This window comes from Nitrobacter sp. 62-23 (assembly GCF_001897285.1).
GTDB lineage: Bacteria > Pseudomonadota > Alphaproteobacteria > Rhizobiales > Xanthobacteraceae > Nitrobacter.
Genome location: NZ_MKSM01000122.1, coordinates 1 through 20,405 on the forward strand (window position 1 = coordinate 1; position 20,405 = coordinate 20,405).

22 protein-coding genes and 2 pseudogenes are annotated in these 20,405 nt (G+C 60.9%); 11 read left to right on the forward strand and 13 right to left on the reverse strand.

Translation table 11 applies throughout. From position 1 onward, the window contains the following. On the reverse strand, positions 1-630 hold a 630-nt coding region (locus BGO16_RS13895), incomplete at its 3' end, for a recombinase family protein (RefSeq protein WP_292619314.1). Beyond that, positions 627-1,037 (reverse strand): DUF2924 domain-containing protein, encoded by a 411-nt coding sequence (locus tag BGO16_RS13900; RefSeq protein WP_292619354.1) that lies wholly within the window; start codon positions 1,035-1,037, stop codon positions 627-629. The genes BGO16_RS13895 and BGO16_RS13900, both read right to left, overlap by 4 nt. On the opposite strand from BGO16_RS13900, the gene BGO16_RS13905 reads away from it, so the two are divergent. Next, entirely contained in the window at positions 978-1,109 is a 132-nt protein-coding gene (locus BGO16_RS13905; protein ID WP_292619355.1) for a hypothetical protein, read from the forward strand. The two genes, BGO16_RS13900 and BGO16_RS13905, sit on opposite strands and share 60 nt — an antisense overlap. A 21-nt stretch (positions 1,110-1,130) precedes the next feature. Here BGO16_RS13905 and BGO16_RS13910 read toward each other — a convergent pair whose 3' ends face one another. Next, a complete protein-coding gene (locus BGO16_RS13910) occupies positions 1,131-1,391 on the reverse strand; it encodes a DUF3489 domain-containing protein (RefSeq protein WP_292619315.1) in 261 nt (86 codons plus the stop codon). Here BGO16_RS13910 and BGO16_RS13915 point away from each other — a divergent pair. Both BGO16_RS13915 and BGO16_RS13920 read left to right on the forward strand, forming a co-directional pair. Beyond that, complete coding sequence (locus tag BGO16_RS13915; RefSeq protein ID WP_292619316.1) at positions 1,378-1,599, forward strand: hypothetical protein; 222 nt, start codon at positions 1,378-1,380, stop codon at positions 1,597-1,599. The genes BGO16_RS13910 and BGO16_RS13915 overlap by 14 nt on opposite strands. A gap of 294 nt (positions 1,600-1,893) precedes the next feature. Then, positions 1,894-2,211, forward strand: a pseudogene (locus tag BGO16_RS13920) (integrase core domain-containing protein); the annotation flags it as partial. Positions 2,212-2,221: 10 nt separating this feature from the next. Here BGO16_RS13920 and BGO16_RS13925 read toward each other — a convergent pair. Next, positions 2,222-2,880: pseudogene (locus tag BGO16_RS13925) on the reverse strand (ATP-binding protein); the annotation flags it as partial. Positions 2,881-3,898: 1,018 nt separating this feature from the next. Here BGO16_RS13925 and BGO16_RS13930 point away from each other — a divergent pair. The 8 genes from BGO16_RS13930 to BGO16_RS13965 all read left to right on the forward strand — a co-directional run bounded on the left by BGO16_RS13930 (position 3,899) and on the right by BGO16_RS13965 (position 13,833). Further along, positions 3,899-4,891, forward strand: a complete 993-nt coding sequence (locus tag BGO16_RS13930; RefSeq protein WP_292619317.1) for a substrate-binding domain-containing protein — start codon at positions 3,899-3,901, stop codon at positions 4,889-4,891. 550 nt (positions 4,892-5,441) lie between these two features. Then, positions 5,442-9,056 (forward strand): filamentous hemagglutinin N-terminal domain-containing protein, encoded by a 3,615-nt coding sequence (locus BGO16_RS13935; protein ID WP_292619320.1) that lies wholly within the window; start codon positions 5,442-5,444, stop codon positions 9,054-9,056. Positions 9,057-9,223: 167 nt separating this feature from the next. Continuing rightward, positions 9,224-9,784 (forward strand): invasion associated locus B family protein, encoded by a 561-nt coding sequence (locus BGO16_RS13940; protein ID WP_292619322.1) that lies wholly within the window; start codon positions 9,224-9,226, stop codon positions 9,782-9,784. A 255-nt stretch (positions 9,785-10,039) separates the two neighbouring features. Next, positions 10,040-11,767, forward strand: coding sequence for a POTRA domain-containing protein (locus BGO16_RS13945; RefSeq protein WP_292619324.1), 1,728 nt, complete (start codon positions 10,040-10,042; stop codon positions 11,765-11,767). 27 nt (positions 11,768-11,794) lie between these two features. After that, positions 11,795-12,223 (forward strand): TonB-system energizer ExbB, encoded by a 429-nt coding sequence (gene exbB, locus BGO16_RS13950; RefSeq protein WP_292619326.1) that lies wholly within the window; start codon positions 11,795-11,797, stop codon positions 12,221-12,223. Next, positions 12,216-12,599: a biopolymer transporter ExbD gene (locus tag BGO16_RS13955; protein WP_292619328.1), complete on the forward strand. Its 384-nt coding sequence runs from the start codon at positions 12,216-12,218 to the stop codon at positions 12,597-12,599. Before exbB ends, BGO16_RS13955 begins: the two co-directional genes overlap by 8 nt. 54 nt (positions 12,600-12,653) lie before the next feature. Then, positions 12,654-13,319, forward strand: a complete 666-nt coding sequence (locus tag BGO16_RS13960; RefSeq protein WP_292619330.1) for an energy transducer TonB — start codon at positions 12,654-12,656, stop codon at positions 13,317-13,319. 40 nt (positions 13,320-13,359) lie between these two features. Then, positions 13,360-13,833: an A24 family peptidase gene (locus tag BGO16_RS13965; RefSeq protein WP_292619332.1), complete on the forward strand. Its 474-nt coding sequence runs from the start codon at positions 13,360-13,362 to the stop codon at positions 13,831-13,833. A 40-nt stretch (positions 13,834-13,873) separates the two neighbouring features. Here BGO16_RS13965 and BGO16_RS13970 read toward each other — a convergent pair whose 3' ends face one another. The 9 genes from BGO16_RS13970 to BGO16_RS14010 are packed head-to-tail and all read right to left on the reverse strand — an operon-like array spanning position 13,874 to position 20,399. Then, on the reverse strand, positions 13,874-14,557 hold the full coding sequence (locus tag BGO16_RS13970; RefSeq protein WP_292619334.1) for a hypothetical protein: 684 nt from the start codon (positions 14,555-14,557) through the stop codon (positions 13,874-13,876). Beyond that, positions 14,554-15,108, reverse strand: a complete 555-nt coding sequence (gene gspM / locus BGO16_RS13975; RefSeq protein WP_292619336.1) for a type II secretion system protein GspM — start codon at positions 15,106-15,108, stop codon at positions 14,554-14,556. Before gspM ends, BGO16_RS13970 begins: the two co-directional genes overlap by 4 nt. Continuing rightward, the gene (locus BGO16_RS13980; RefSeq protein ID WP_292619338.1) at positions 15,105-16,166 is read right to left on the reverse strand and encodes a PilN domain-containing protein; all 1,062 of its coding nucleotides are present in this window, start codon (positions 16,164-16,166) and stop codon (positions 15,105-15,107) included. Before BGO16_RS13980 ends, gspM begins: the two co-directional genes overlap by 4 nt. Before the next feature lie 19 nt (positions 16,167-16,185). After that, a complete protein-coding gene (locus BGO16_RS13985; protein WP_292619340.1) occupies positions 16,186-17,094 on the reverse strand; it encodes a type II secretion system protein GspK in 909 nt (302 codons plus the stop codon). Then, entirely contained in the window at positions 17,091-17,834 is a 744-nt protein-coding gene (locus tag BGO16_RS13990; RefSeq protein ID WP_292619342.1) for a prepilin-type N-terminal cleavage/methylation domain-containing protein, read from the reverse strand. Before BGO16_RS13990 ends, BGO16_RS13985 begins: the two co-directional genes overlap by 4 nt. Next, complete coding sequence (locus BGO16_RS13995) at positions 17,831-18,244, reverse strand: prepilin-type N-terminal cleavage/methylation domain-containing protein (protein WP_292619343.1); 414 nt, start codon at positions 18,242-18,244, stop codon at positions 17,831-17,833. The genes BGO16_RS13990 and BGO16_RS13995 overlap by 4 nt, the downstream gene beginning before the upstream one ends. Then, a complete protein-coding gene (locus BGO16_RS14000; protein ID WP_292619345.1) occupies positions 18,216-18,683 on the reverse strand; it encodes a prepilin-type N-terminal cleavage/methylation domain-containing protein in 468 nt (155 codons plus the stop codon). Before BGO16_RS14000 ends, BGO16_RS13995 begins: the two co-directional genes overlap by 29 nt. Then, complete coding sequence (gene gspG, locus BGO16_RS14005) at positions 18,680-19,171, reverse strand: type II secretion system major pseudopilin GspG (RefSeq protein WP_292619347.1); 492 nt, start codon at positions 19,169-19,171, stop codon at positions 18,680-18,682. The genes BGO16_RS14000 and gspG overlap by 4 nt, the downstream gene beginning before the upstream one ends. Before the next feature lie 16 nt (positions 19,172-19,187). Further along, a complete protein-coding gene (locus BGO16_RS14010) occupies positions 19,188-20,399 on the reverse strand; it encodes a type II secretion system F family protein (RefSeq protein WP_292619349.1) in 1,212 nt (403 codons plus the stop codon). Positions 20,400-20,405: the final 6 nt, after the last annotated feature.

Here is a 20,405-nt window from a genome sequence, read left to right on the forward strand (position 1 = left end):
CAGGCGATTGACGCTGCCCAATTCAAGGTAGCGCTCGAAAATGAGGCGGACGGTTCTTGCTTCGTCCGGGTGGATGGAGAGCTTGCCGTCGCTCAGCGCATACCCGAGCGGAACCATGCCTCCGACCCACAAGCCCTTGCGTTTGGAGGCGGCGATCTTGTCGCGGATGCGCTCGGCCGTGACCTCGCGTTCGAACTGGGCGAAGGACAAGAGAACATTCAGGGTCAACCGGCCCATCGATGTCGTCGTGTTGAACTGCTGGGTCACCGAGACGAATGACACGCCATGAGCGTCGAACAGTTCAACCAGCTTGGCAAAGTCCGCCAGGGAACGGGTCAGGCGGTCGACCTTATAGACGACAATGACATTGATCTTGCGCGCCCTGACGTCATCGAGCAACTTGTGAAGGGCAGGGCGGTCGGTCGACCCGCCCGAGAACCCTCCATCGTCATAGCGCACCTTGTTCAGCGTCCAGCCTGCATGCGCCTGGCTGCGGATATAGGCCTCAGAGGCATCATATTGGGCATCGAGCGAGTTGAATTCCTGATCAAGCCCGGCATCGGTCGAGACGCGGGTATAGATCGCACATCGGACGAATTGGCCAGACACTGATTTGCTTGCCGATCTCATTGCTGCCTCGCAGATTGCGTTGCTGCCCGCAAGCCAAAGAACCGCGGCCCGTTCCATCTGGTCCCGGTGATGGCAAAGGCGACCTTGGACAGGCTGTCATAGGTTTTGCCCTCAAGGGCAAAACCATCGGCGAGCACCATCACCCGATGGTCTCGCCCGTTCCATTCGCGGGTCAGGATGGCGCCGGGCGCGAGCTCCTGGTTGCGCTGATCGAGCCTGTCGATCAGCTTGGTGATCGTAGCCGGTTCCCTCGATCCAACGGCAGCCTTCAAGATCTGTACCATCCCCGCATCGAGATCACCGAAGGCATCGGCTTGAATGCGATAGGCCAGCATTGCGAACAGCAGATGCTTCGGCAGGTGGACGGGTGCCGAGCGACCGGTTACACCTTGCCATCGGAGCCGCAGGGCCTTGAGATCAAGATCACCGAGATGCGCGATCTCGATCTCGAGGGAAGCTGCATCAATGTTGCGACGTAATTGTCTTCGAGGCGCCATCGATCAGGTGGCCTTGGCCGATTTGCTGCCCCCGTCCGCTGGAGCCTTGATGCGATAGCGTCGGACCTCGTCAACAAGCTCGGAATCGAGATCAAGCTTCAGCTTCTTGCGAACGATACCGGCAAAGAAGCCACGCACTGAATGCGGCTGCCAGCCCGTTGCCTTGACGACGGCGTCGATCGTACAGCCATCCGTCGATCGCAGCAGAGCGAGCACCCGCGCCTGCTTGGAGTCGGCGCGAGCGCCCGATGTGCTGGTCGACAAGGCGGATGATTTGGCAACCGGCAAGACCTTCGAGGTCGTTGGCCTTTTTGTTCTGGCGCCGACATATTTGGCTTTAACGGATCGGGTCGCAGCTGATTTTGAGGCACGTTGTCTCGTCGTCGCTGGCCGCCTTGCTTTGGTCTTCGTCATGAGGATCTCCGTCGTTGCGGGGCATCCATCGCGCCCCACCACCACGGCCCCGCAGTGACCAAGGGCCGGCGGGGCAGGATCCTGACGAGCCTGGTCGCTCGCTATGACAGCCACAGTAACGCTCCGTTGCCGCAGTAATGCCAGTCCTTTCTGAGCAATCTTGTTGCTCGCTTTTCGGATCAGTATGGCGCGGGGTGTGAAAGTTCAGCGTCTCATTTGCCGCCTTACCACATGTGATCGCCTTCCTTTCACATGAGATGCAGGATGATCCGATGGCGCGGCCAGATGGCGAAGCAGGATCACCCGGATATCGGGACCCGGATCACGAAGGGTGACGAGGAACCGGCAGGTGTGGGTATCTGACAAAGGCATGAACCACACCCGCGGAGAGCCCTGCCATCCCCAGACTCAGGGCAAGATCGAACGATGGCACCAAACTCTGAAGAACCGCATCCCTGGAAAACTAATTCCCGTCGGGGTGATCTTGAACGGCAGGTCGCAGCGTTCGTCGATCACTACAACCACTGCCGCTACCATGAGATCTTCAGCAGCCTCACATCCGTTGACATCTACTTCGGGCGCGGCGACATCATCATGCTGGAAAGGAAAAAGGATCAAACGCGAAACCATCAAACAGCGCCGCTTGCTTCATCGAGAAGTGGCCGCCTAAAAGAACAATCCTAATGCGCCTTTGTAGCGTTTTCGAGCGAACCGGATTCCACTTCTCTCGAGTATCCTGCCGATCGACGCTGACGGCTGCCCTTCGATGACTGTGTGAGTTTGAACCGTGAGGGGTGGTGCGAGGCGGGCGTCATGACGCAGGCTGTGTGATCGTCGTCGCGGCTTTTCAATCTCCAGCTGTCGTTGCCGGTCTCGACGATGTCGCAATGGTGGGGCAGACGGTCGAGCAGCGCCTTGGCGTCGCCGAATACGCTTGGTCATTCGCTGATGGCGAGATTGGTGGTGACAATGATGGACGTGCGCTCGTAGAGCCTGCTGACGAGGTGGAACAGGAGCTGGCCGCCGGATTGAGCGAATGGCAGGTAACCGAGTTCGTCGAGGACGATGAAGTCCATCCGGGTCAAATGCTCGGCGATACGACCTTGTCGTCCATTGCGGATCTCGATCTCGAGGCGATTGACGAGGTCAACCACGTTGTAGAAGCGACCGCGGGCGCCGGAGCTGCAGCTTCTGGCGATTGCGATGGCCAGATGAGTCTTGCCGGTGCCGGTACTAGGACGGCGTTGCGTTGCTGGGCGATGAAGCCGCCGCCAGCGAGGTCATTGATGAGCGTCTGGTTGATCGGCGTGCCATCGAACTGGAAGTCGGCGAGTTTTTCGAAAGAGGCTTGCTTAAATCTTTGAGTGCCATTCGCGCCGTCGAAGAGCTTGACGGGCACATCGCCATAGAAACGGTTGAAGCGCGCTCTATCGAAGAAAGATCTATCGCCGTCTGCCACGTATTCCTGGCTGTCACGCTCTTTGACGTGTCCGTGTAGCGCAGGAGCATCCACGGCCTGAGCTGCTCAACCACCGCTTTCGCAAGATTGAGAAACTGAAAGAGGATGGTCGAGCCTATCGAGGCGCCGCCGTTTACCTCCGCAGAATGTCCCAAGCTTGGTGCCCGCTCATGCCGCAATCATACTGCGGCAAAGGGCTTTGTAACGAGTGATCGCCTATGATATTTCCGAATGAACGATCACCCAAGAGGGCGAACATATGAATGGCGTCAACAAAGTCACGGTCGGCTGGGCTATCGGTGTTGCTATAGTCCTGCTGCTGATAGGTCTCGCAGACTACAACGGGTATGGCAAGCATCCGGGCGAGAAGACGCCGAGCGCAGTAACGCAGCCTCAGCAGTGATGGGCTCGGCGCGCAAACGAAAGCCGCCAGCCCCTATTCGAGCGCTGACGGCTTCCTCGGCACTTAGCTTCGCGTTCTACGGAATGATGTCGCTCCTGCTAGGCCGGGCGTGCTTGATGCTCTCGCTGCTCTTCTTTTCCTTTCGGAGAGGTGCTTATCCGCCTCGTCGGTCAGCTCCTGCATGGTCTGGCCCGGTGGTCTTTCTTCTTGGGTCGTTCTTCGGCTCTCCTTCCTGGAAGAGGGAATGGGTCTGATTTCCGCAATTTGATTCAAGGGCAGGTCCGCATCCGAAGGTTGTTTCAACCTCGCGCGCAACTTCTCGATTGACTCCTGAATCACTCACGCGTACGTTATATCGGCTTGAATATATCGCTGTGGATTGCGATATATTCTAGTATATATATCGTGTCAAATTGGATGTTCACTCACGTCTTCGACGAGCGGCATCGGACGGCAAGGGGCCGGCCGGACGTCTCGATCGGGAAAGGGAAAACTATGTCCAGAAATGTCTTCAACAATATCGTTAGAGGAGCGGGGGTCGCTTCGGCTGGAGTGATCTTTGCTTTGGCCGGATCCCCTGCATGGGCGGCGGCGACCGTATGTACCGTCGTGCCGTCAAACGCCACATGGGATGCCACTGTTGCCGTGGCGTCGAATTTTTATGGGCCGATGCAGGATCTGATTGGAATCTACACGACCTCGCCGGAGCGCGGCGCCGGAAAACATATCCGCATCTGCCACAACTCAACTGGAACACTCACTTCGGAAATCACCGGCGGCAATACAAACCAATATAGTTTGTTCCTGGCGGCGAATGCCACCGCGCCGGCAGGCTTGTCAGCTACGTATATACAAACCGGAGCCACCGCTAAAACTTACGCCTTTGGCATTCCGGTAATGGTTGCACTCCCAGCGACGATCAGTAACGTTAGTGGTCTGGTGACGACGACGCCTGCCCTGTCGGGCGTCGCGGCAAATATCACCGCCAACGACTTGAGTCCCTATACGATTAATCTCGTCACCGCGCCAACGGTTGCTGTTGCCAAGCCGGCGCCGGCACCTTATGGAAATGCCGCTTTCAAGATTATGTCAGACAAACCATCGGGTACTCCTGGCATGGGCCTGGTAAGCAACTATGTGAACCCAGGTGATGAGCCGCCTGCGGGAGATCCATCTGTGGCATTTCTATCCGACCCGTATTATGACAACATCGACTTGACCTTACAGTCGGTCGATGACGGTACGAATAAATCCGGATTTGTCTCGAAAGGCCAAATTTGTGGTAGCATAGGCGGCGGATCGCCAGCCTATGTCTATGTTCAGTTCACCGGCTCGAACTATCTCTTGGATCAAAGGGGCATTCTGATTAAGTCGGGAGACCCCACCGTTCAAGATCCCATAGGAGCTGATATCTTCGACTATATGCTGAACAATCCTCACGGTCCGACCACTTGGCCGAGCTTTCTCAGTGCTCATTGTTATATGTAACGACTCCTTACGTTCCGCGCAGTCGGTCTGAGCCGGAGGGGTCAACCACGCTGCGGACCATGCAAAAGCCGGGAGCCGGGTGTCTGAAAGGCCGGTAACCGCCTTTCGATGTCAAGAAGATGCTGAACGCCAGCCCTTTGCGGGCTGGCGTTCTTGTTTCAATCTTCGACTTTCTCTTCTGAGATGCTTGACTCATGACAAGCTTCAAGCTTTAGCGGAGTATTCATTGGAATATTCCGCTCGATGTTCGGGGTGGAGCGATGATTCTGTCCCGCTGCGCGCGGAGCGGGGCTTGACTCCGATTTCCTGACCCTCTAGCGATGTATACGTATAAATATAGACGTGGACGGGGAGGGACCCGGCTATGCGCGCCTATCATTATTGAGCCTGAATCCAAGTGGTTCGGAGTGATGGTGTTCGAGTCGCGGAAACGGGGCAGGGGCTAACGATGCGTGACATTGTTGCGGACTCGATGCGTGCGCGTGATTGCGTTGCGGTTCATTCATATGTGAAGCGCTCGTCGTCTCCGTTTTCGATCGGATCTCTCAGGGTGTCCCTGCTGGCGACCACCGCGATTTGCGCGGTGATGGCGTTGCCGCATCCGGCCTCCGCGCAGAGCCCGACCGGCGGTTCGGTGGTCGCGGGCACCGCCGGCATCTCGCAGGCCGGCGCGGTCACAAACATCAATCAGTCGTCGCAGAAGGCCATCATCAACTGGCAGGGTTTTTCGGTCGGCGCGCAGAACACCGTCAACTTCAACCAGCCCAACAGTTCGGCCGCGACGCTGAACCGCGTCATCGGCAACGAGCGCAGCGTCATCGACGGCGCCGTCAACGCCAACGGTCAGGTCTTCATCGTCAACTCCAACGGCGTGCTGTTCGGCAAGGGCGCGCAGGTCAATGTCGGCGGCCTCGTCGCCTCGACGCTCGACATCTCCAACAGCGACTTCATGGCCGGGAACTACAAATTCTCCGGCACCTCAAACGCATCCGTCGTCAACCAGGGCCGCATCCGCGCGCGGGGCGATGGCCAGGGTGGCGGCTATGTCGCGCTGCTCGGCAAGACGGTGTCGAACGAGGGCGTGATCGCGGCGAAGCTCGGCACGGTGGCGATGGCGGCGGGCGAGCAGATCACTCTGAACTTCGGCGGGGATTCGCTTCTGGACGTGACCATCGACAAGGGCACCCTGAACGCGCTGATCGCCAACAAGCGGGCGATCATCGCCAATGGCGGGCAGGTGATCATGACCGCGAGGGCGGCCGATCAGGTGCTCTCGGCGCAGGTCAACAATAGCGGCATCATCCAGGCCCGCACCATGGCCGCGCTAAAGGGCGGCTCCAACGGCACGGTGAAGATCGGCAGGATCAAGCTGCTGGCGCAGGGCGGCACCACCAGCGTTTCGGGCAAGCTCGATGCTTCGGCGCCGAAGGGCGGCGACGGCGGCTTCATCGAGACCAGCGGCGACAAGGTCAACATCGCTGACAGCGCTGTCATCACCACGCTTGCGCCTGATGGTGCCACCGGTATGTGGCTGATTGATCCCGTTGACTTCACCATCGCGGCCGCGGGCGGCGACATCTCCGGCGCAACGCTGTCCTCGCTTTTGAACATGACGAGTCAGGGCTTTAGCGCCACCAACAATCTCTATGTCAACGACGCGGTCTCGTGGTCGGCCAATACGACGCTGACGCTCACGGCGGGCAACAATCTCTATGTCAACAAGGCGATTACCGCGACCGGCGCCAGCGCCGGGCTCGTGTTCACCGCCGGCAATGACATCAACGTCAACAACGCCGTGAGACTGGACGGTGCGACCGCCACGCTGGCGATGACCTATGGCGGCGACTACAACATCCGCACCCCGGCGAGTTACGCGGGAACCACCACCGGACCGATCTACGACAAGGACGGCAATCCGGTTTATGAACCGGTGGCGGTCCAGAAGGTCAATCCCCCGCTCGCCTATCCCCGCGGCACCAAGGCGAGCTACGGCGCGCCCGCGCCCGGGCCGGCCTATGACGCCGACGGCAATCCGATTTATGAACTGGTCCAGGGAGGTCAAGCGACCGGCCCGGTCGCCAAGCAGGACACCAGCGGCGGCGTCTACGGCAGCATCACGTTTTCCAACGGTGCGAATACCTTCAGCATGAACCCCAACGGCCTGGTCATCAACGGACAGCCTTACCGCCTGATCCACAGCATGACCGAACTGGCGGCGATTAATAACATCGCCAATAAATACGCGTTGGCGACTAATCTGGATGCTGGCGCCACAACCTATAACTATGTGGTTGTCGGAACCCTGGGTGACGGAAGCGTCTTCACGGGTCTGGGTCACACGATCGATGGACTCACGATCAGGGGTTCGGCCGCAGCAGTCGGTCAAACATCTGGTTTGTTCGGGAAGGTCACAGGCAGCACACTGCGCGATCTCGGAGTGACCAACGTTGACATCAACGTCTCCGCTCCTGCAGTCTTCTATAGCGCCCTTGTTGGTGCGCTTGCGGGATCTGTCGGTATATCCGGTGCCACTCCTTCAACCGTCTATAATGTTTATAGCAGCGGAGAGATCACGGCCTCCCAATTTACAAGGCTCGGGGGTCTTATCGGATATGATTTAGGCAATAGCACCACGCACGTTGTCAACACGGTAACGAATGCATTCTCCACGGTGAACGTAACGACTGCTTTGACTCAGGGCACAGTTGGTGGACTGATCGGCACCGCAGCCAACGTTATATTGACCAATACTCATGCGACGGGAAATGTACAGGGTCAGGCCGCTGGAGGCTTGGCGGGTGGGGCCGCGGGTGATGCTTTCAATTCATATGCGACCGGCACTGTTACCACCAGGTTGGGGGCCGGCGGGTTGTTCGGGGATTGGGGTCCTTACGCTTTTCAAACAGGAACCCTATCCAATTCGTTCGCGACCGGCGATGTGTTCGGAGGGTCTACCAGTGGTGGCTTGATCGGAACCTTAACCGCCGGGGATTTCGATGCAGTTATCAGCAATGTCTACGCGACTGGAGATGTACACGCGATGACTCCTGGGGCATTGGGGCTCGTCGATCCGGGGCCCGGAGTAGGCGGGCTGATCGGCGTCGTCGTCGCTATCAATGCAGGCAATGTGATTGTGACCAACGCCCATGCCTCCGGCGACGTTATTGCCAGTCTCAATTATGGTCCGGGCCCCGACCTCACCGCGGCCTTCGGCGGTCTTGTCGGGCAGTTTTACGACACTAGCGGCGGCAGTCTGATTAAAAACTCCTATGCCACGGGCAAGGTGGACGCATCCCAGGCAGCCACGGTGCAACCGGTAGGCGGGTTGGGGGGCCGCTTTTCAGGCGTCGATATCAAAGGTTCTTATTCCACGGGCGCCGTCATCGGCAAGGACGTCGTGGGCGGCCTGGTCGGAATGTTCCTCGGCTCGTCGGGGCCGCGCGGAGCCCTTATCGCAACGATCGACAACTCGTGGACCACGTCAACGGTCACGGCGACCAATCCAGACCCGCTCCAGGTCGGCGCGCTCATTGGTCAAGCGCACATTGCGGCGATCGGTCCGAACGTCTTTTACAACGGGGAGACGGCCGGCGGTGTCGGCCTCGGTGGTGCGGCATTCTTTGGGGGGGTGACTGGCGAGGTCAACAACAGCCAGGGCTTAACCGGCAGCCAGCTTGCCGATGCCCGGTTCTACGCCAACGGCACCATCAGTCAGGTGCTGGCGAGTCGGGCTGTGGCTGCGCAGGCGGCCCAGGCCGCAACCGAAGCCGCCGCCGCCCGGCAGGCAGATATTGCTCAGGGAGAACAGGGAGCCCGCTCGGCGAGCGTGACCGCGAGCAATACGCAAAACTCGTCAGAGACGCCGCCCAATTCCGGGACGGCTAACGCCGGCACGCCGGCGGCGAAGACCGCGAAGTCGGCGGCGGTCGAGGAGTCGGTGAAGTCGGTCGACGACGCCGTCAAAGCCGACGATACGCGGGCCAGGCAGGAGCGCGAGCGCCAGGAACGCCAGCGGCGTGCGGCAGCCCAGCAGCGGGGGGACGGCAGGGCGGGCAGCGGCGGCAACTTCGGCGCGACGATCCGTTCGATCGACGTCGATGGCCAGCGTTTCAACCTGCAGGACGGCGCGCCGAAGCAGGACGCACCAGTTCAGGCTCCGCAATGATGCCGCTCCTGCGTCATGAGTTTCGCGTTCATGAGCGACGCGGAATCGTGTTCAGGAGTTGCTCCCGATCTGTCCAGGTCTGGTCCTGACAAGGGATGGTTATGCGTCGTCCTGGTTCTCGAAATGCGCGTTGCGTGATGTTCATGTATATATATCGAGGCGGTTTGTTGACGGCGATCCTGCCGTCGGTCGTTTGCGCCCTGTCACAGATGACAGCTCCCGGAATAGCTGCGCCGGCCACACCCGGCAAGGGAACAGGCAACAATCCGCAAGTATCGACTTCGACTGCGACGTTTGAAGATTGGGTCGTGCGCTGCGAAACCAAATCGCCGGCGCCCAAAGTGTGTGAGGTGGTGCAGACAATAGCGGCGCGCAATCAGCAGCAACAGCAAAGGGCCATCGCCGAGGTTGTGTTTGGCCGGTTAGCCAAGGCCGACCCGTTCAAGCTTGTCGTTCAGGTGCCGCCGGGCGTGTATCTGCCTTCGGGAATCCGCCTCGTCGTCGACGACAAGACACCGCCGCTTACCGCGACATTCACCCGCTGCCTTCAAACCTGCATGGCTGAGGCCGAGATCAAGCCAGACGTCATCCAGATATTGAAGAGCAGAACCAAGGCTGAGCCAGGACGTCTGGAGTTCGAAGACGGCACGCGTCAGCAGGTGAAGCTGCCGGTGTCATTCAAGGGATTGCCGGCGGCGCTGGCTGCACGCGAAGAACAGGTGCAATAGATGCAGAACGGCAACAGACGCGACAGTTCAGATAGCTGAGCGAGATGCGAAACTTGACTCTGGCTTTATGGCTTCTACTCGTTATATACGTATAAATATATAGTTTTGGCGTCGCGGGGTTGGGGGCTTGTTATGATTTGGCTGGAGTGCGGCAAACGCGTGCGGTTGCCCCGACCTTGGGTGCGCCGGCGCGGGCTCCGCGATGATGTCAGTCCGTTTCAGGATGTCGATCCGTTTCAACAAGGCATTGCATCGATGAAGCTCAGCACATTGTTCCTTTCCGGCGCGATGGTGGGCGCTTTGCTCGCGACGGCTGCACCCGTGCTGGCGCAGGTGCCGCCTGTCATTCCGCAATACAATATCGGCGACGCGGTGCGACAGGCGGATGAGGCGCGCCGGGCTGCGCCGCAGCCGCGCGAGGCGGCGGCACCGGTGCTGCCGCGGCTGGTCGAGCCGCCGTTTTCGCTCAAGGACAAGTCGACGCTGCTGGTGCGTCATTTCAAAGTCGAAGGCACCGAGCTCGTGAATGAGGCCGAGATCCGCGACATCCTCGCGCCTTACGAGAACCGCAAGCTGACGCTGGCGCAGATTTATGAAGCGGCCGACAAGATCACCACGCTCTACCGCGACCGGGGTTACCTGCTCGCCAAAGCTTATGTGCCGGCGCAAAACGCGACGGGAGGCACCCTGCGGATCAAGGTCGTTCCTGGCAAATACGGGACAATCGCAGTCCAGAACAATTCGCTTGTGCGCGACGCCTTCCTGCACGGCGTAATCGATCATGCGCTGGCCACTTCGGCGCTGATCCACAAGGACGAGCTCGAGCGCACTATGCTACTGATCTCCGACTTGCCGGGCGCGGGGATGCCGCGGGTGGCGGTGAACGCCGGCCGGCAGCCGGAAACCTCCGACTTCGTCTTCGACGTGCCGGCGGCGCGGCGTATCGACGGCTACCAGCTTTTCGACAATTTCGGTTCGCCCTACACCGGTCGGGAGCGCTTGAGCATCGGTCTCAATGTCAATTCGCCGCTTGGCATTGGCGACCGGCTGTCCGCCTTCGGTATCGTATCCGACGACATTAATCTGGCGAACGGCCGCGTCGCCTATTCGCTGCCGATCGGATATACCGGGCTGCGGGCCGAGGTCGCGGGCTTCCGCACCACCTATGTGCTCGGCGGCATCTATAGCGGGCTGGATGCGACCGGCACCGCCGATGGTGTGAGTGCCACGCTGGTCTACGCCTTGAGACGGACGCGCGAGGACAGCATCTACCTGTCGGGCGGTTATACCCACAAGACGCTGAACGATAATGTCTTCGGAATTTCGCTGGCCAACAGGACCATGGATCTCGGAACGATCGGGATCACGCGCGACACTTTCGGTTCGATTTTCGGTCATCCGGTCACCACAAGCACGACGTTCTCCTTTACCGGCGGTAACGTCGACTTTCCGGATCCGGTCCAGAGAGCGATCAACATCGCGGGCGTCAATACGGTCGGCGACTATGAGAAGATCAACCTGGTGTTTAATTCGGTTCTGGGCCTGACCGACAAGCTGTCATTGTCCACCGATATTAGGGCGCAGAAGTCGCTGTCCGGTAATCTCGACACCAGCGAGCAGCTCAGCCTGACCGGGATCTGGGGCGTGCGTTCGTTCGACGAAGGCCTTGCCGGCGACAGCGGCTTCATCATCACGCCGGAACTGAAATACGCGCTGCCGGACATTCGCAATTATCGCCATTCCATCGGCCTGTTCACCGACGTCGGAGCGGCGTGGATCGAGAACGCCAGCTACACGACTCTGCAGAAGGCCTACACCCAGATCAACGATGTCGGACTCGGCTATTACGCCACCTATGAATACTTTCCCGGCCGCGTGTTGCTGCTCAAGGCGATGGTCGCGCACACCTATGGCTCCAACGACGGCGCCCAGAGCTATGACCGCGGAACCAAGGGGCTGGTGCAGGTCGGGGCCACATTCTGAACGGTCAAGGACGGAAAGTGATCTGACATGCAAGTGGAGTGGCTGTCGGCGGCGGTCGACTATGGCGTTCTCGGACTGCTGCTGGCGCTCAGCATTGTCGTGGTCGCCATCGCGTTTGAGCGTATCTTCTTCTATCGCAGCATTGATCCGAAGAATTTTTCCAACCTCAAGGTCCTGGAACTGGAATTGACCCGGCGGCTGCTGGTGGTCGCTTCGGTCGCCTCCAACGCGCCCTACATCGGGCTGCTTGGCACCGTGCTTGGCATCATGCTGACGTTCTATAATCTCGGCCTCGACACCTCCATCGACACCAGCAAGATCATGATCGGCCTGGCGCTGGCGCTAAAGGCCACGGCCGCCGGCCTGATCGTGGCGCTGGTCTCGGTGGTGATCTACAATACGCTGCTGCGCAAGGCCAAGGTGCTCATGCTTCAATGGGAAATCGCCCATGGATGAAGAGCCTATCGCCGCGCTTAATGTCATTCCCTTCGTCGACATCATGCTGGTGCTGTTGACCATCGTGCTGACGACCGCAAGCTTCATCGCCACTGGCCGTATTCCAGTGGCGTTGCCGCAAACCGCGCATGCGGAGACCGGCCAGCAGAAGAATAGGACGATCGAGCTTGCCGTCGGCGGTGCGATCTATTTCGACGGCGAACCGGTCAACAAGGATACGCTCGCGGAGAAGGCGAAGGACCTTCCGCAGGAGACCTCGTTTCTGATCCGCGCTGACCGTGCGATCCAGTTTCAGCAGTTCATCGACGTCACCGACGTGCTCAAGCAGCTCAAGTTCACCAAGGTCGCGGTGCAGACTCAGAATACAGCGAGATGACATGACGAGGCGTGGCCGCTGCGGTGCCGACTGGCGCACGCTGGACAAGAGATCATGAACCGGGCGCTGAAGTTCACGATCTGGCATGGCCTGGCCGCCTCGCTCGCGCTGCATTCGGCGCTGGCGCTGCCGTTTGTCGTGGAGCTGTCGCCGCCGCCCGATGACGACATGCCGATGCTGGTTATCCAGTTGCAGGGCGTAGTGTCCGACGCACAGGCCGAGGAGAAGGTGGCACAGCTTCCTGACCAGCCGCAGCAGCAGCCGCAACCGACGCCCCCACCACCGCAGGAAGCGCCCCCGCCGGAACAACAGGAGGAAGATGGCGCTAGGCCGCCGGAGCTCCAGCCGCAGGTCACCCCGCAGGCCCGTCAGGTGCAGGATCCCGATGAACAGCAGAAGGCAAAGATCCTCAAGGCTGAGCGGGATCTCGAGGCGGATCGCATGCGCGAATACGTCAAGCGCCTGACCAAGAAAGTCCAGAGCCATCTGGTGTATCCGGACGAAGGCCGTAAAGCCGGCCTGCATGGCAATGCGAAGGTGTCATTCACGCTCGCTGCTGACGGGCAGATCAAGCCCGGCACCCTGACGATCGCGGAAAGCAGCGGCCAGCCAAGGCTCGACGCCAGTGCGCTCGCAACCGTCCGCGCCAGCGCGCCCTTCGAGCGGCCGCCAGGCGAAATGAAATTTGCCTTCGTCGTCGGCTACGGCAAAAAGAAATAAGGCATCTTGCCGAATGCTCTGGTCGAGCGAGAGTCAGCTCATGATGATCGCGACGGCGTCTCTCATCCTGCTCTGTCTTGCGTGCGTCTGGCTCGCATGGATCGATCTTCGCGACGGCATCATTCCCGACCGGCTCAATCTCACGGTGGCTGCGGCCGGCGTGGTGTGGATGGCGGCGCTTGCGGGCTGGGAGCAGTCGGCCTTTGCGTTTTGCGAGGGCATGGTCGTCGGCGCTGCTGTCTGGCTGTTGCGCGGACTCTATTTCAAGTGGCGCAAGATCCAGGGACTTGGGCTCGGCGACGTCAAGTTGCTTGCAGCTTCCGCCGTCTGGATTGGCGTTGCCGGCGTACCGATGCAGCTCCTGATCGCTTCGCTTACTGCGCTTGCGTCCGCCGGACTCATGCAGCTTTCGAACCGTCCAGTGACGCGGCAAACGGCGTTGCCGTTCGGTCCGTTTCTGGCGTTCGGCTTGCTGGCGGTAATCGTATTGCAGCGGCGCGGGTTGATCGGTTAGAGCTTCGCCCGCTTCTGACGGAATCAGAAAAGGAAAAGCATCAGCGTTGGCCCTTCTGCCGCAGCGCGCGGGCGTTCTCGGTGCTGTGCCGGGCGTTTGCCTTATCGGTGTTTTTGCGCACGGGTTCGACCGCTTTGATCGCGTCCGGCTGCGGCAGGCTCAGGATTGCGGTCTGGCCGTTAAGTATCAGCGTTACCTCGCGACCTTGCACCGATTGCAGCTTCCAGCCTTGGAAATAATCGCCAACCTTCAGGCGCAGGGCTGCTTGCGTGGCCGGATCGATGAAAACCCCCAGGCTCGTATCGTCGCCGATTACGGTGCCGACCAGCGATAACTGCGGGCGCTCCGCCTGCGGTGAGGATAAATGTGACGCCTTGGCGACAGGATTGGCTGCAACGGCAGCCGGCGGCGGCCGTCGCGACGATGAAAAGATCGGCCGAGCACGCGTGTTCGACAGTGTCGCGAGCGGGACGGCCCAGAGCGGATTAGCGCTCGGTGTTCGCTTGTCCGCCTGTTGCGGGACTTGCGGCGGCGGTCTCACCTGCGTCGGCTGCGGCGTAGCGGGTCGATCCCAAGGCGAGAGCGCAGGCGTGTCGACACGGTGCGGCGTATCCAGGTCGATGTCGCCGGCGTCGGACATTGCGAAGATCGAGGTGGGAATACCAAGCGTAACCACAAGCAACACCAGTGCTACGGGAATCCTGTGACACGATCGATATCTCATTTCGCGCCTCGCCATTGTCCGGATATTGTGAGCAGGATGCGCAGCTTGCCCTCTCCGGAAGCGGCGAAACCCGCAGGCGTCTGCACGACGAGTTGATCGACGAACAGGAACGGCATGCCGGCCTCGGTGTCGTAGAGCAGTTGTTGTAGGCCCGTCTGTCCGATATCGCAGCTTGCGATGATCGTGAGGAAGCCGGCCTTCGACTGCGCCCCCTGCAGGTCGATCTGGGACGACAGCATGTTCCCGCCGAATTTGATGACGGCGGCGGAGACGCGTTGCAGAAGTGCTGCGCCCGCAACCGTTACGGTTGCGCCCTCCAGGAAAGGCGAGCCGGCGGGCGCACCGGTGAGTCCGGCTTTTGTCGTTGCCGGCCGTCGGCTTTCGAACTGGTCGAGCATGGTTTGCGCGGTCGCCACTTCGGCGCGTTTGCCGAGCAGATCGGATAACGAACTTACGATGATGAATGCCAGGCAGATCAGAACTCCAAGATAGATCATGGCCGCCGGCAGCTGTGCGGTCGCCAGCTTCCGCAAGGGTGGGGTAAGATTCATGATCCAGTCCCAAAATAGGGCATGACATGAGCCTCGATATGGAAGCGCTCGCCCGGATCGTTCTGGTCGCGCGTGGTGGGTGCAAAGAAGATGGCGCGCGAAAATTGCGGCGACTGCTCCAGGAGACGGATCAGCGACGGCGCGTTCCTGGTCAGGCCGACGATCTGCATCTTGTCGGCGTCGACCCGTAATTCCGTGACATAGGTGGTATCGGGCAACGCGCGCGAGATTGCCTCCAATACCATGACGCTCGAAGGCGATGTCTGCTTGCGTTTGGCAAGCAAGCTCGCGGCCGATCCGCCGGGCTGGTCAATCCGGAGTGCCGCACGGCGCTGACTGATGCGCTGTTGCAGTTCTTGCCGCTGGTCGTCATACGCACCGCCGAGATAGGCAGAGACGACGAGCATCGCAGCCGCTCCAACGCCAGCGCCGAGCAGCGTCAGACGCAACAGTCGCGGCACGTCGGTCGCAAGCCTCATTGGGCTCGTTAGTTTTTGTTCGAATATCATGATTGGTTGAAACGCGGTCTCCGTGCCCGGGGGCTCGACCATAACCTCGACCGATGCTGCGCCGAGATCGGCCGCAAGATCTAAAAGCGGCTGAACGGTCCGCCTTGATGTCGCGGCGAGCGTCATCGCGATCCGCTCGCTCGCCACCGGCACTGGCCCGGTCATGCCGAATGCGGCATCATCGGCTGTCCACGGCGTTAGCCGATCGATCTGGGCGCGGACCATGCCGTCAAGGAAATCCGCCGCCTGTTTCGGGAAATCGATGGCGCGGAACAATACCTGATCCGTTCGCATATGTATTTCGAGTTGGCTGCCGCGCAGTGCCGCGCGCCACTCGTCGGTCATAGCCGCTTCTTGTCCGGGCCGAAACGTGGATTGCGGCAATGCCACGCCGTTTCGATTTGAAACGACACGCGCGACAAAAGCGCCGGCGTCGTTTTGCTTGAGCAGGATTCGCGGCCGCGGCGTCACACGCGCCGCGGCTGTGCGCAACGCCATGGCGACCGAGCCGATCCAGTCCTCGAACAGTTTGTTCGCATCGGCCATCATGCGTTCAAATTCCTTCTTTTTATCCTTGCCCGATGTTCCGCCAGGACAGCACCTGATAGGGGTCGCTGCCGTCCATCCGGATCACGACTTCCGAGGCAGCCTCGCGGTCGTCAGGAAAATGCAGGCGAACCAGGATACGATAGGCTTTGCTGTTTTTGGCAGTCGCGGTTTTTGAAGCGGCTGGGCCGAGCGCCTTCGCGATCGCGGCGGGATCGTCCGGCAAGGTGGCGCGGGTGTCCAGGAAGTCTTTCAAAATAAGCGGCGTCATGCCGGGCAACGCCGCGATCACCTCCGGCGGCGCCGTCAAAGCGTCGACGCCGGGGGTGCCGTTGAACACGGTGACGAAGGGCAAAGCGTGTTCGACCAAAGCAGGTGTCATTCCGAGCACGAGGGCGAGTTCGTTGACATGGGGGAAGGGCGCCTGACGCGGCGAATAGGATTTTCCGGCCGCCCGGTAGAGTGCGTCCTCGTCGCCGGCCTTTGCGGTCGTTGTGCGGTGGCGCCAGGCGACGATGCGGTCGGCGGTCGCTTTCGCATCCTCCTCACTTGCGCCGAGCACCGACAACAGTCCGGCAATGAACTCTTTCGGCGCGGCGTTGAGGTCGACCCGCGTGGTTTCCGGGACGTAGGATATTTCGAGCCTCGCTCCGCCGAGCCGGACGTGGAAGGCGCCGATTGGCGGACGCGTGTCCTTCTCCGCGCTCATGAGCCTGTAGACAGTGAGTTCGACCCCGGCCGTGAACAGCGCCTCGCTCTTGAGGCGAGTATCGTTGAGCGCCAGCGCCCGCGCCGAGTTCGACAGATAGACCGAGAAGATCGTGACCAGCGCCGCGAGCGCGGCAAGCAGCCACAAGACGGCGACGATGACGAAGCCGCGACGGCCTTCCTGTCGGGCTGAAACCGCTTCGGAATCCGATTCCGACGTCATGAGCCACCCTGCCTCGGTGCGTTGGGCGCTTCGCTTTCTTCCTTGCCGCTATTCTTATTGTCGTCCTGACCGCGTTCCTTTGCATCATTACTCGATGCATTGCCGGCTTTTCCGGCCGCCGCATCAACGTGAACCGGAGTCACGGTTGAAACCGACAGCACCCGATCGCTGGTGGCCTCGCGCAAGGTGAGCATGACTGTCTTCGGCAACACGTTCTGATCGTGCCAGTCGTTGCGGTAGATGTGATCCGCTCCGGCATAGGCGAAAGACAGGCGCAAGGGTGCGCGCAGCAGAACGACCGGGTCTTTCGTATGAATCTGTTCCGGTGGAGGAGCATCGGGTGGAAACGGCGCGAACGGCGCGTGGGTTCGGATCGTGACCAGATGGCCGTGGTCAGTGGTTTCGCCGATCCGCACGATGTCGAGCCCGATATCGGCGTTCGGCCCGAACGCGGTCCGCACGAAGGTCACCGCCAGCGCGGAGCCGTTGAACAACGGTTTTTTTTGCTCACGGCTCGGTGATACATATTCGGCCGCGGAAAGGTCGGCGGCGATCCGCTGCATGGCGATCGCAATCTGCTCGTTGTTCTGGATGCGGTCGAACCCGCGATTCCAGTTCGGGAGCCATTGAGCCGTCAGCGTGGCGAGGGCCGACAGCAAGAGCCCGGTCAGCGCAAGCGCCACCAGCGCCTCGATCAGCGTGAAGCCTGCGTCGCCGCCTGGTTTGCGCTGGCTCGTCATTGTTTGCGTTCCTTGCGCATCAGGCGAACGGTCGAGAGTTCGGCGATGGCGCCGGAGGGCGACCGGACCCGAACCTTCACGAGTTCGGGAGTCCATGGCACCTCCTTTCCGATGATGAAGTCGCCGTTGATCGGACCGATGTCGACCTGCCAGCCATAGTCGCGCAGTTCGCCGGAAAGCCGCCCCTTCGCCAGATCCCTGCGCGGCAGGATTGCGGTCGCCAGCACTGTCTGCGCCGTCTGCATCAGGGCGAAGTGCTGTTCCAGCTTGCGCACGCCGCGCGTGTTTGTTGCCATGACCATTCCGATCGCAACGATCGCGGCAGCGACGACCGCAAGCGCGATCAGCACTTCCAGGATCGTGAAGCCGGCATCGCGCCGGTCAATTGCTGCGTGTCGAACGGTTGACAATCTCTATCCTTCCAGTCAGCCAGTTGACGCGAATTTCGTAGGTCGTATCCAGCCGGGCGAGCGCGATCGTGCCGCCGCACGACATGCCGTCGGCGAAGAAGCTGATGGCCGACAGCGCGGCGCGGTGGCGGCAGGTTTGGGGTAGCAGCGCATCGAAGCGTACGTCATCCGGGATTCGCAGGAATTGCGAGGAGACGCCGGAGCGGATCGCACGCGAGGGCGGATCGACCAGCGTCGAGACGTCGGCGCGGCGGGCAATGGCGGCATTGCGGTCGGCCTTCAGCAGGCCCGCCGCTTCCAGTGCGTAGGCCTGCAGACGGGCGCGAGAGGTGTGCTGCGGCAGGAACGGCAGCAACACCGCAGCCATCAGCGCGATCAGCGCGATAACGCAAACCATCTCGAGCAGCGTAAAGCCCTGCTGGTTGTTCACGCGGTTCACTCGTTCCTGGCGGTGGTCAAGCCGTCGAGCGAGATGTCGGCGGCGGTGCCGCTGCCGCCTTCCTGGCCGTCGGAACCGTAGGAGATGATGTCGTAGGTGCCATGCTCGCCCGGCACGCGATAGACGTAGGGGTGATTCCAGGGGTCTTTGGGAACGTTGCCGCCCTTCAGATACGGTCCGTTCCAGGCCTCGATCCCCGGTGTACGGCTGACAAGGGCCCCGAGACCCTCGGCGGCCGAGGGGTAGCGGCCGGCGTCGAGGTTGAACAGGTCGAGCGCGCTGGAAAAACTCTGCATCTGGATTTTCGCGGCCTTGACCTTCGACTCGCTGAGATAGTTGAGCACGCGCGGGCCGATCAGGCCCATAATCAGGCCGATGATGGTGATGACCACCAGCATCTCGACCAGGGTAAAACCCTGTTCGGCATATCGGACGCTCTCCCTCGCGACACGCGAGCGATCGAAGAATTCGGAGATTGCACCCGGCATCGTTTGATCCCTTCATCTATCCAACAAGTTGCGTGACTGACAGCAGCGCGGTCATGACCGAGACGATCAGCCCGCCGACCACCGTGCTGATCGCCACGATCGCGAGCGGTCCGATGATGCCGACCATGCGGTCGAGGCTGCGCTGCAGCTTCGCTTCATAGAATTCGGCGACCCGGCCGGCGAGCGCGGGCAGTTGGCCGGTTTCCTCGCCCAGCCTCAGCATCCGCACCGCCATGGGCGGCAGGCTGTTCGAGGTCGACAGCGCTTCGGACAGTTTGCCGCCGTGCCGCACGCGTTCGGCGGCTGCAATCCAGACGTCGGGGTTGCCGGTCGTCGCCATGATGTCGATCAGGATGCGCAAGGCAGCAGTCAGGCTGACGCCGCTGCCGAGCAGGACGCCGAGATTGCGGCAAAACAAACTGGTGCGGTAGAACTTGAACATGGCGGCGATGCCGGGCAGCTGCGCCAGTGCGCCGATCGCAGCCGTTCTCGCGGCAGGACGGCGCAAAGTCAGCCAAATCGCGCCGATCAGACAGGCTGTTGCGAGCAGAAGCGCGGGGGCGTTGTCACGCATGAAGTCCGAAAGGCGCAGGAACACGCTGAGCGCCGAGTCTGACTGTCCTCCGAAATCCTGCAGCACCACGGAAAACTGCGGCAGCACGAACAGGATGAAGAACAACATGACGCCGACGGCTGCGACCAGCACAAACAGGGGATATTGCATCGCGTCCGTCAGCTTGCGGCGCATCTGCTCGGCGCGAGCGCGCTCGCTGCCCAACAGCTCTAGCACCTGGTCAAGCGTGCCGGACACTTCACCGACCCGCACCAGAGCCACATACATCGGCGGAAACAAAGCTGGATGCGCTGCGATCGCTTCGGCCAGGCTCTCGCCCCCGAGCAATGCCTCGCGTAACTTGCCGACCACCGGACGCAGCCTTCCGACGTCGGTGTCGCCCGACAAGAGTTCGAGTGCATCGTCTAGCCGTGCGCTGGCTTTCAGGAGCAGCGCCAGATCGCGGGTGAAGGTCGTCACCTCGGTCCGGCTCGGCCGGCTGAACGGAGAAAAGCCGTTGCCAGCTGAGACGGATCGCTTTTCCTCGACCGTTTCAATCGGCAGCAGGCGCAGATATTCGATTCTGACCGCTACCTCCGCCGCACTCGGCGCCGACAGCGTGCCGTGAACAATCTCGCCGTTCTGCGTCAGTGCACGGTAGCGGAAATTCGGCATCGCCTG

Bases quoted from the DNA above. Each gene is read 5' to 3' on its own strand.
- BGO16_RS13905 (WP_292619355.1), top strand. From the start codon at position 978: ATGCTTCGGCAGGTGGACGGGTGCCGAGCGACCGGTTACACCTTGCCA.
- BGO16_RS13930 (WP_292619317.1), top strand. From the start codon at position 3,899: ATGTCCAGAAATGTCTTCAACAATATCGTTAGAGGAGCGGGGGTCGCT.
- BGO16_RS13945 (WP_292619324.1), top strand. From the start codon at position 10,040: ATGAAGCTCAGCACATTGTTCCTTTCCGGCGCGATGGTGGGCGCTTTG.
- exbB (WP_292619326.1), top strand. From the start codon at position 11,795: ATGCAAGTGGAGTGGCTGTCGGCGGCGGTCGACTATGGCGTTCTCGGA.
- BGO16_RS13955 (WP_292619328.1), top strand. From the start codon at position 12,216: ATGGATGAAGAGCCTATCGCCGCGCTTAATGTCATTCCCTTCGTCGAC.
- BGO16_RS13960 (WP_292619330.1), top strand. From the start codon at position 12,654: ATGAACCGGGCGCTGAAGTTCACGATCTGGCATGGCCTGGCCGCCTCG.
- BGO16_RS13965 (WP_292619332.1), top strand. From the start codon at position 13,360: ATGATGATCGCGACGGCGTCTCTCATCCTGCTCTGTCTTGCGTGCGTC.
- BGO16_RS13970 (WP_292619334.1), bottom strand. From the start codon at position 14,557: ATGAGATATCGATCGTGTCACAGGATTCCCGTAGCACTGGTGTTGCTT.
- gspM (WP_292619336.1), bottom strand. From the start codon at position 15,108: ATGAATCTTACCCCACCCTTGCGGAAGCTGGCGACCGCACAGCTGCCG.
- BGO16_RS13980 (WP_292619338.1), bottom strand. From the start codon at position 16,166: ATGATGGCCGATGCGAACAAACTGTTCGAGGACTGGATCGGCTCGGTC.
- BGO16_RS13985 (WP_292619340.1), bottom strand. From the start codon at position 17,094: ATGACGTCGGAATCGGATTCCGAAGCGGTTTCAGCCCGACAGGAAGGC.
- BGO16_RS13990 (WP_292619342.1), bottom strand. From the start codon at position 17,834: ATGACGAGCCAGCGCAAACCAGGCGGCGACGCAGGCTTCACGCTGATC.
- gspG (WP_292619347.1), bottom strand. From the start codon at position 19,171: ATGCCGGGTGCAATCTCCGAATTCTTCGATCGCTCGCGTGTCGCGAGG.
- BGO16_RS14010 (WP_292619349.1), bottom strand. From the start codon at position 20,399: ATGCCGAATTTCCGCTACCGTGCACTGACGCAGAACGGCGAGATTGTT.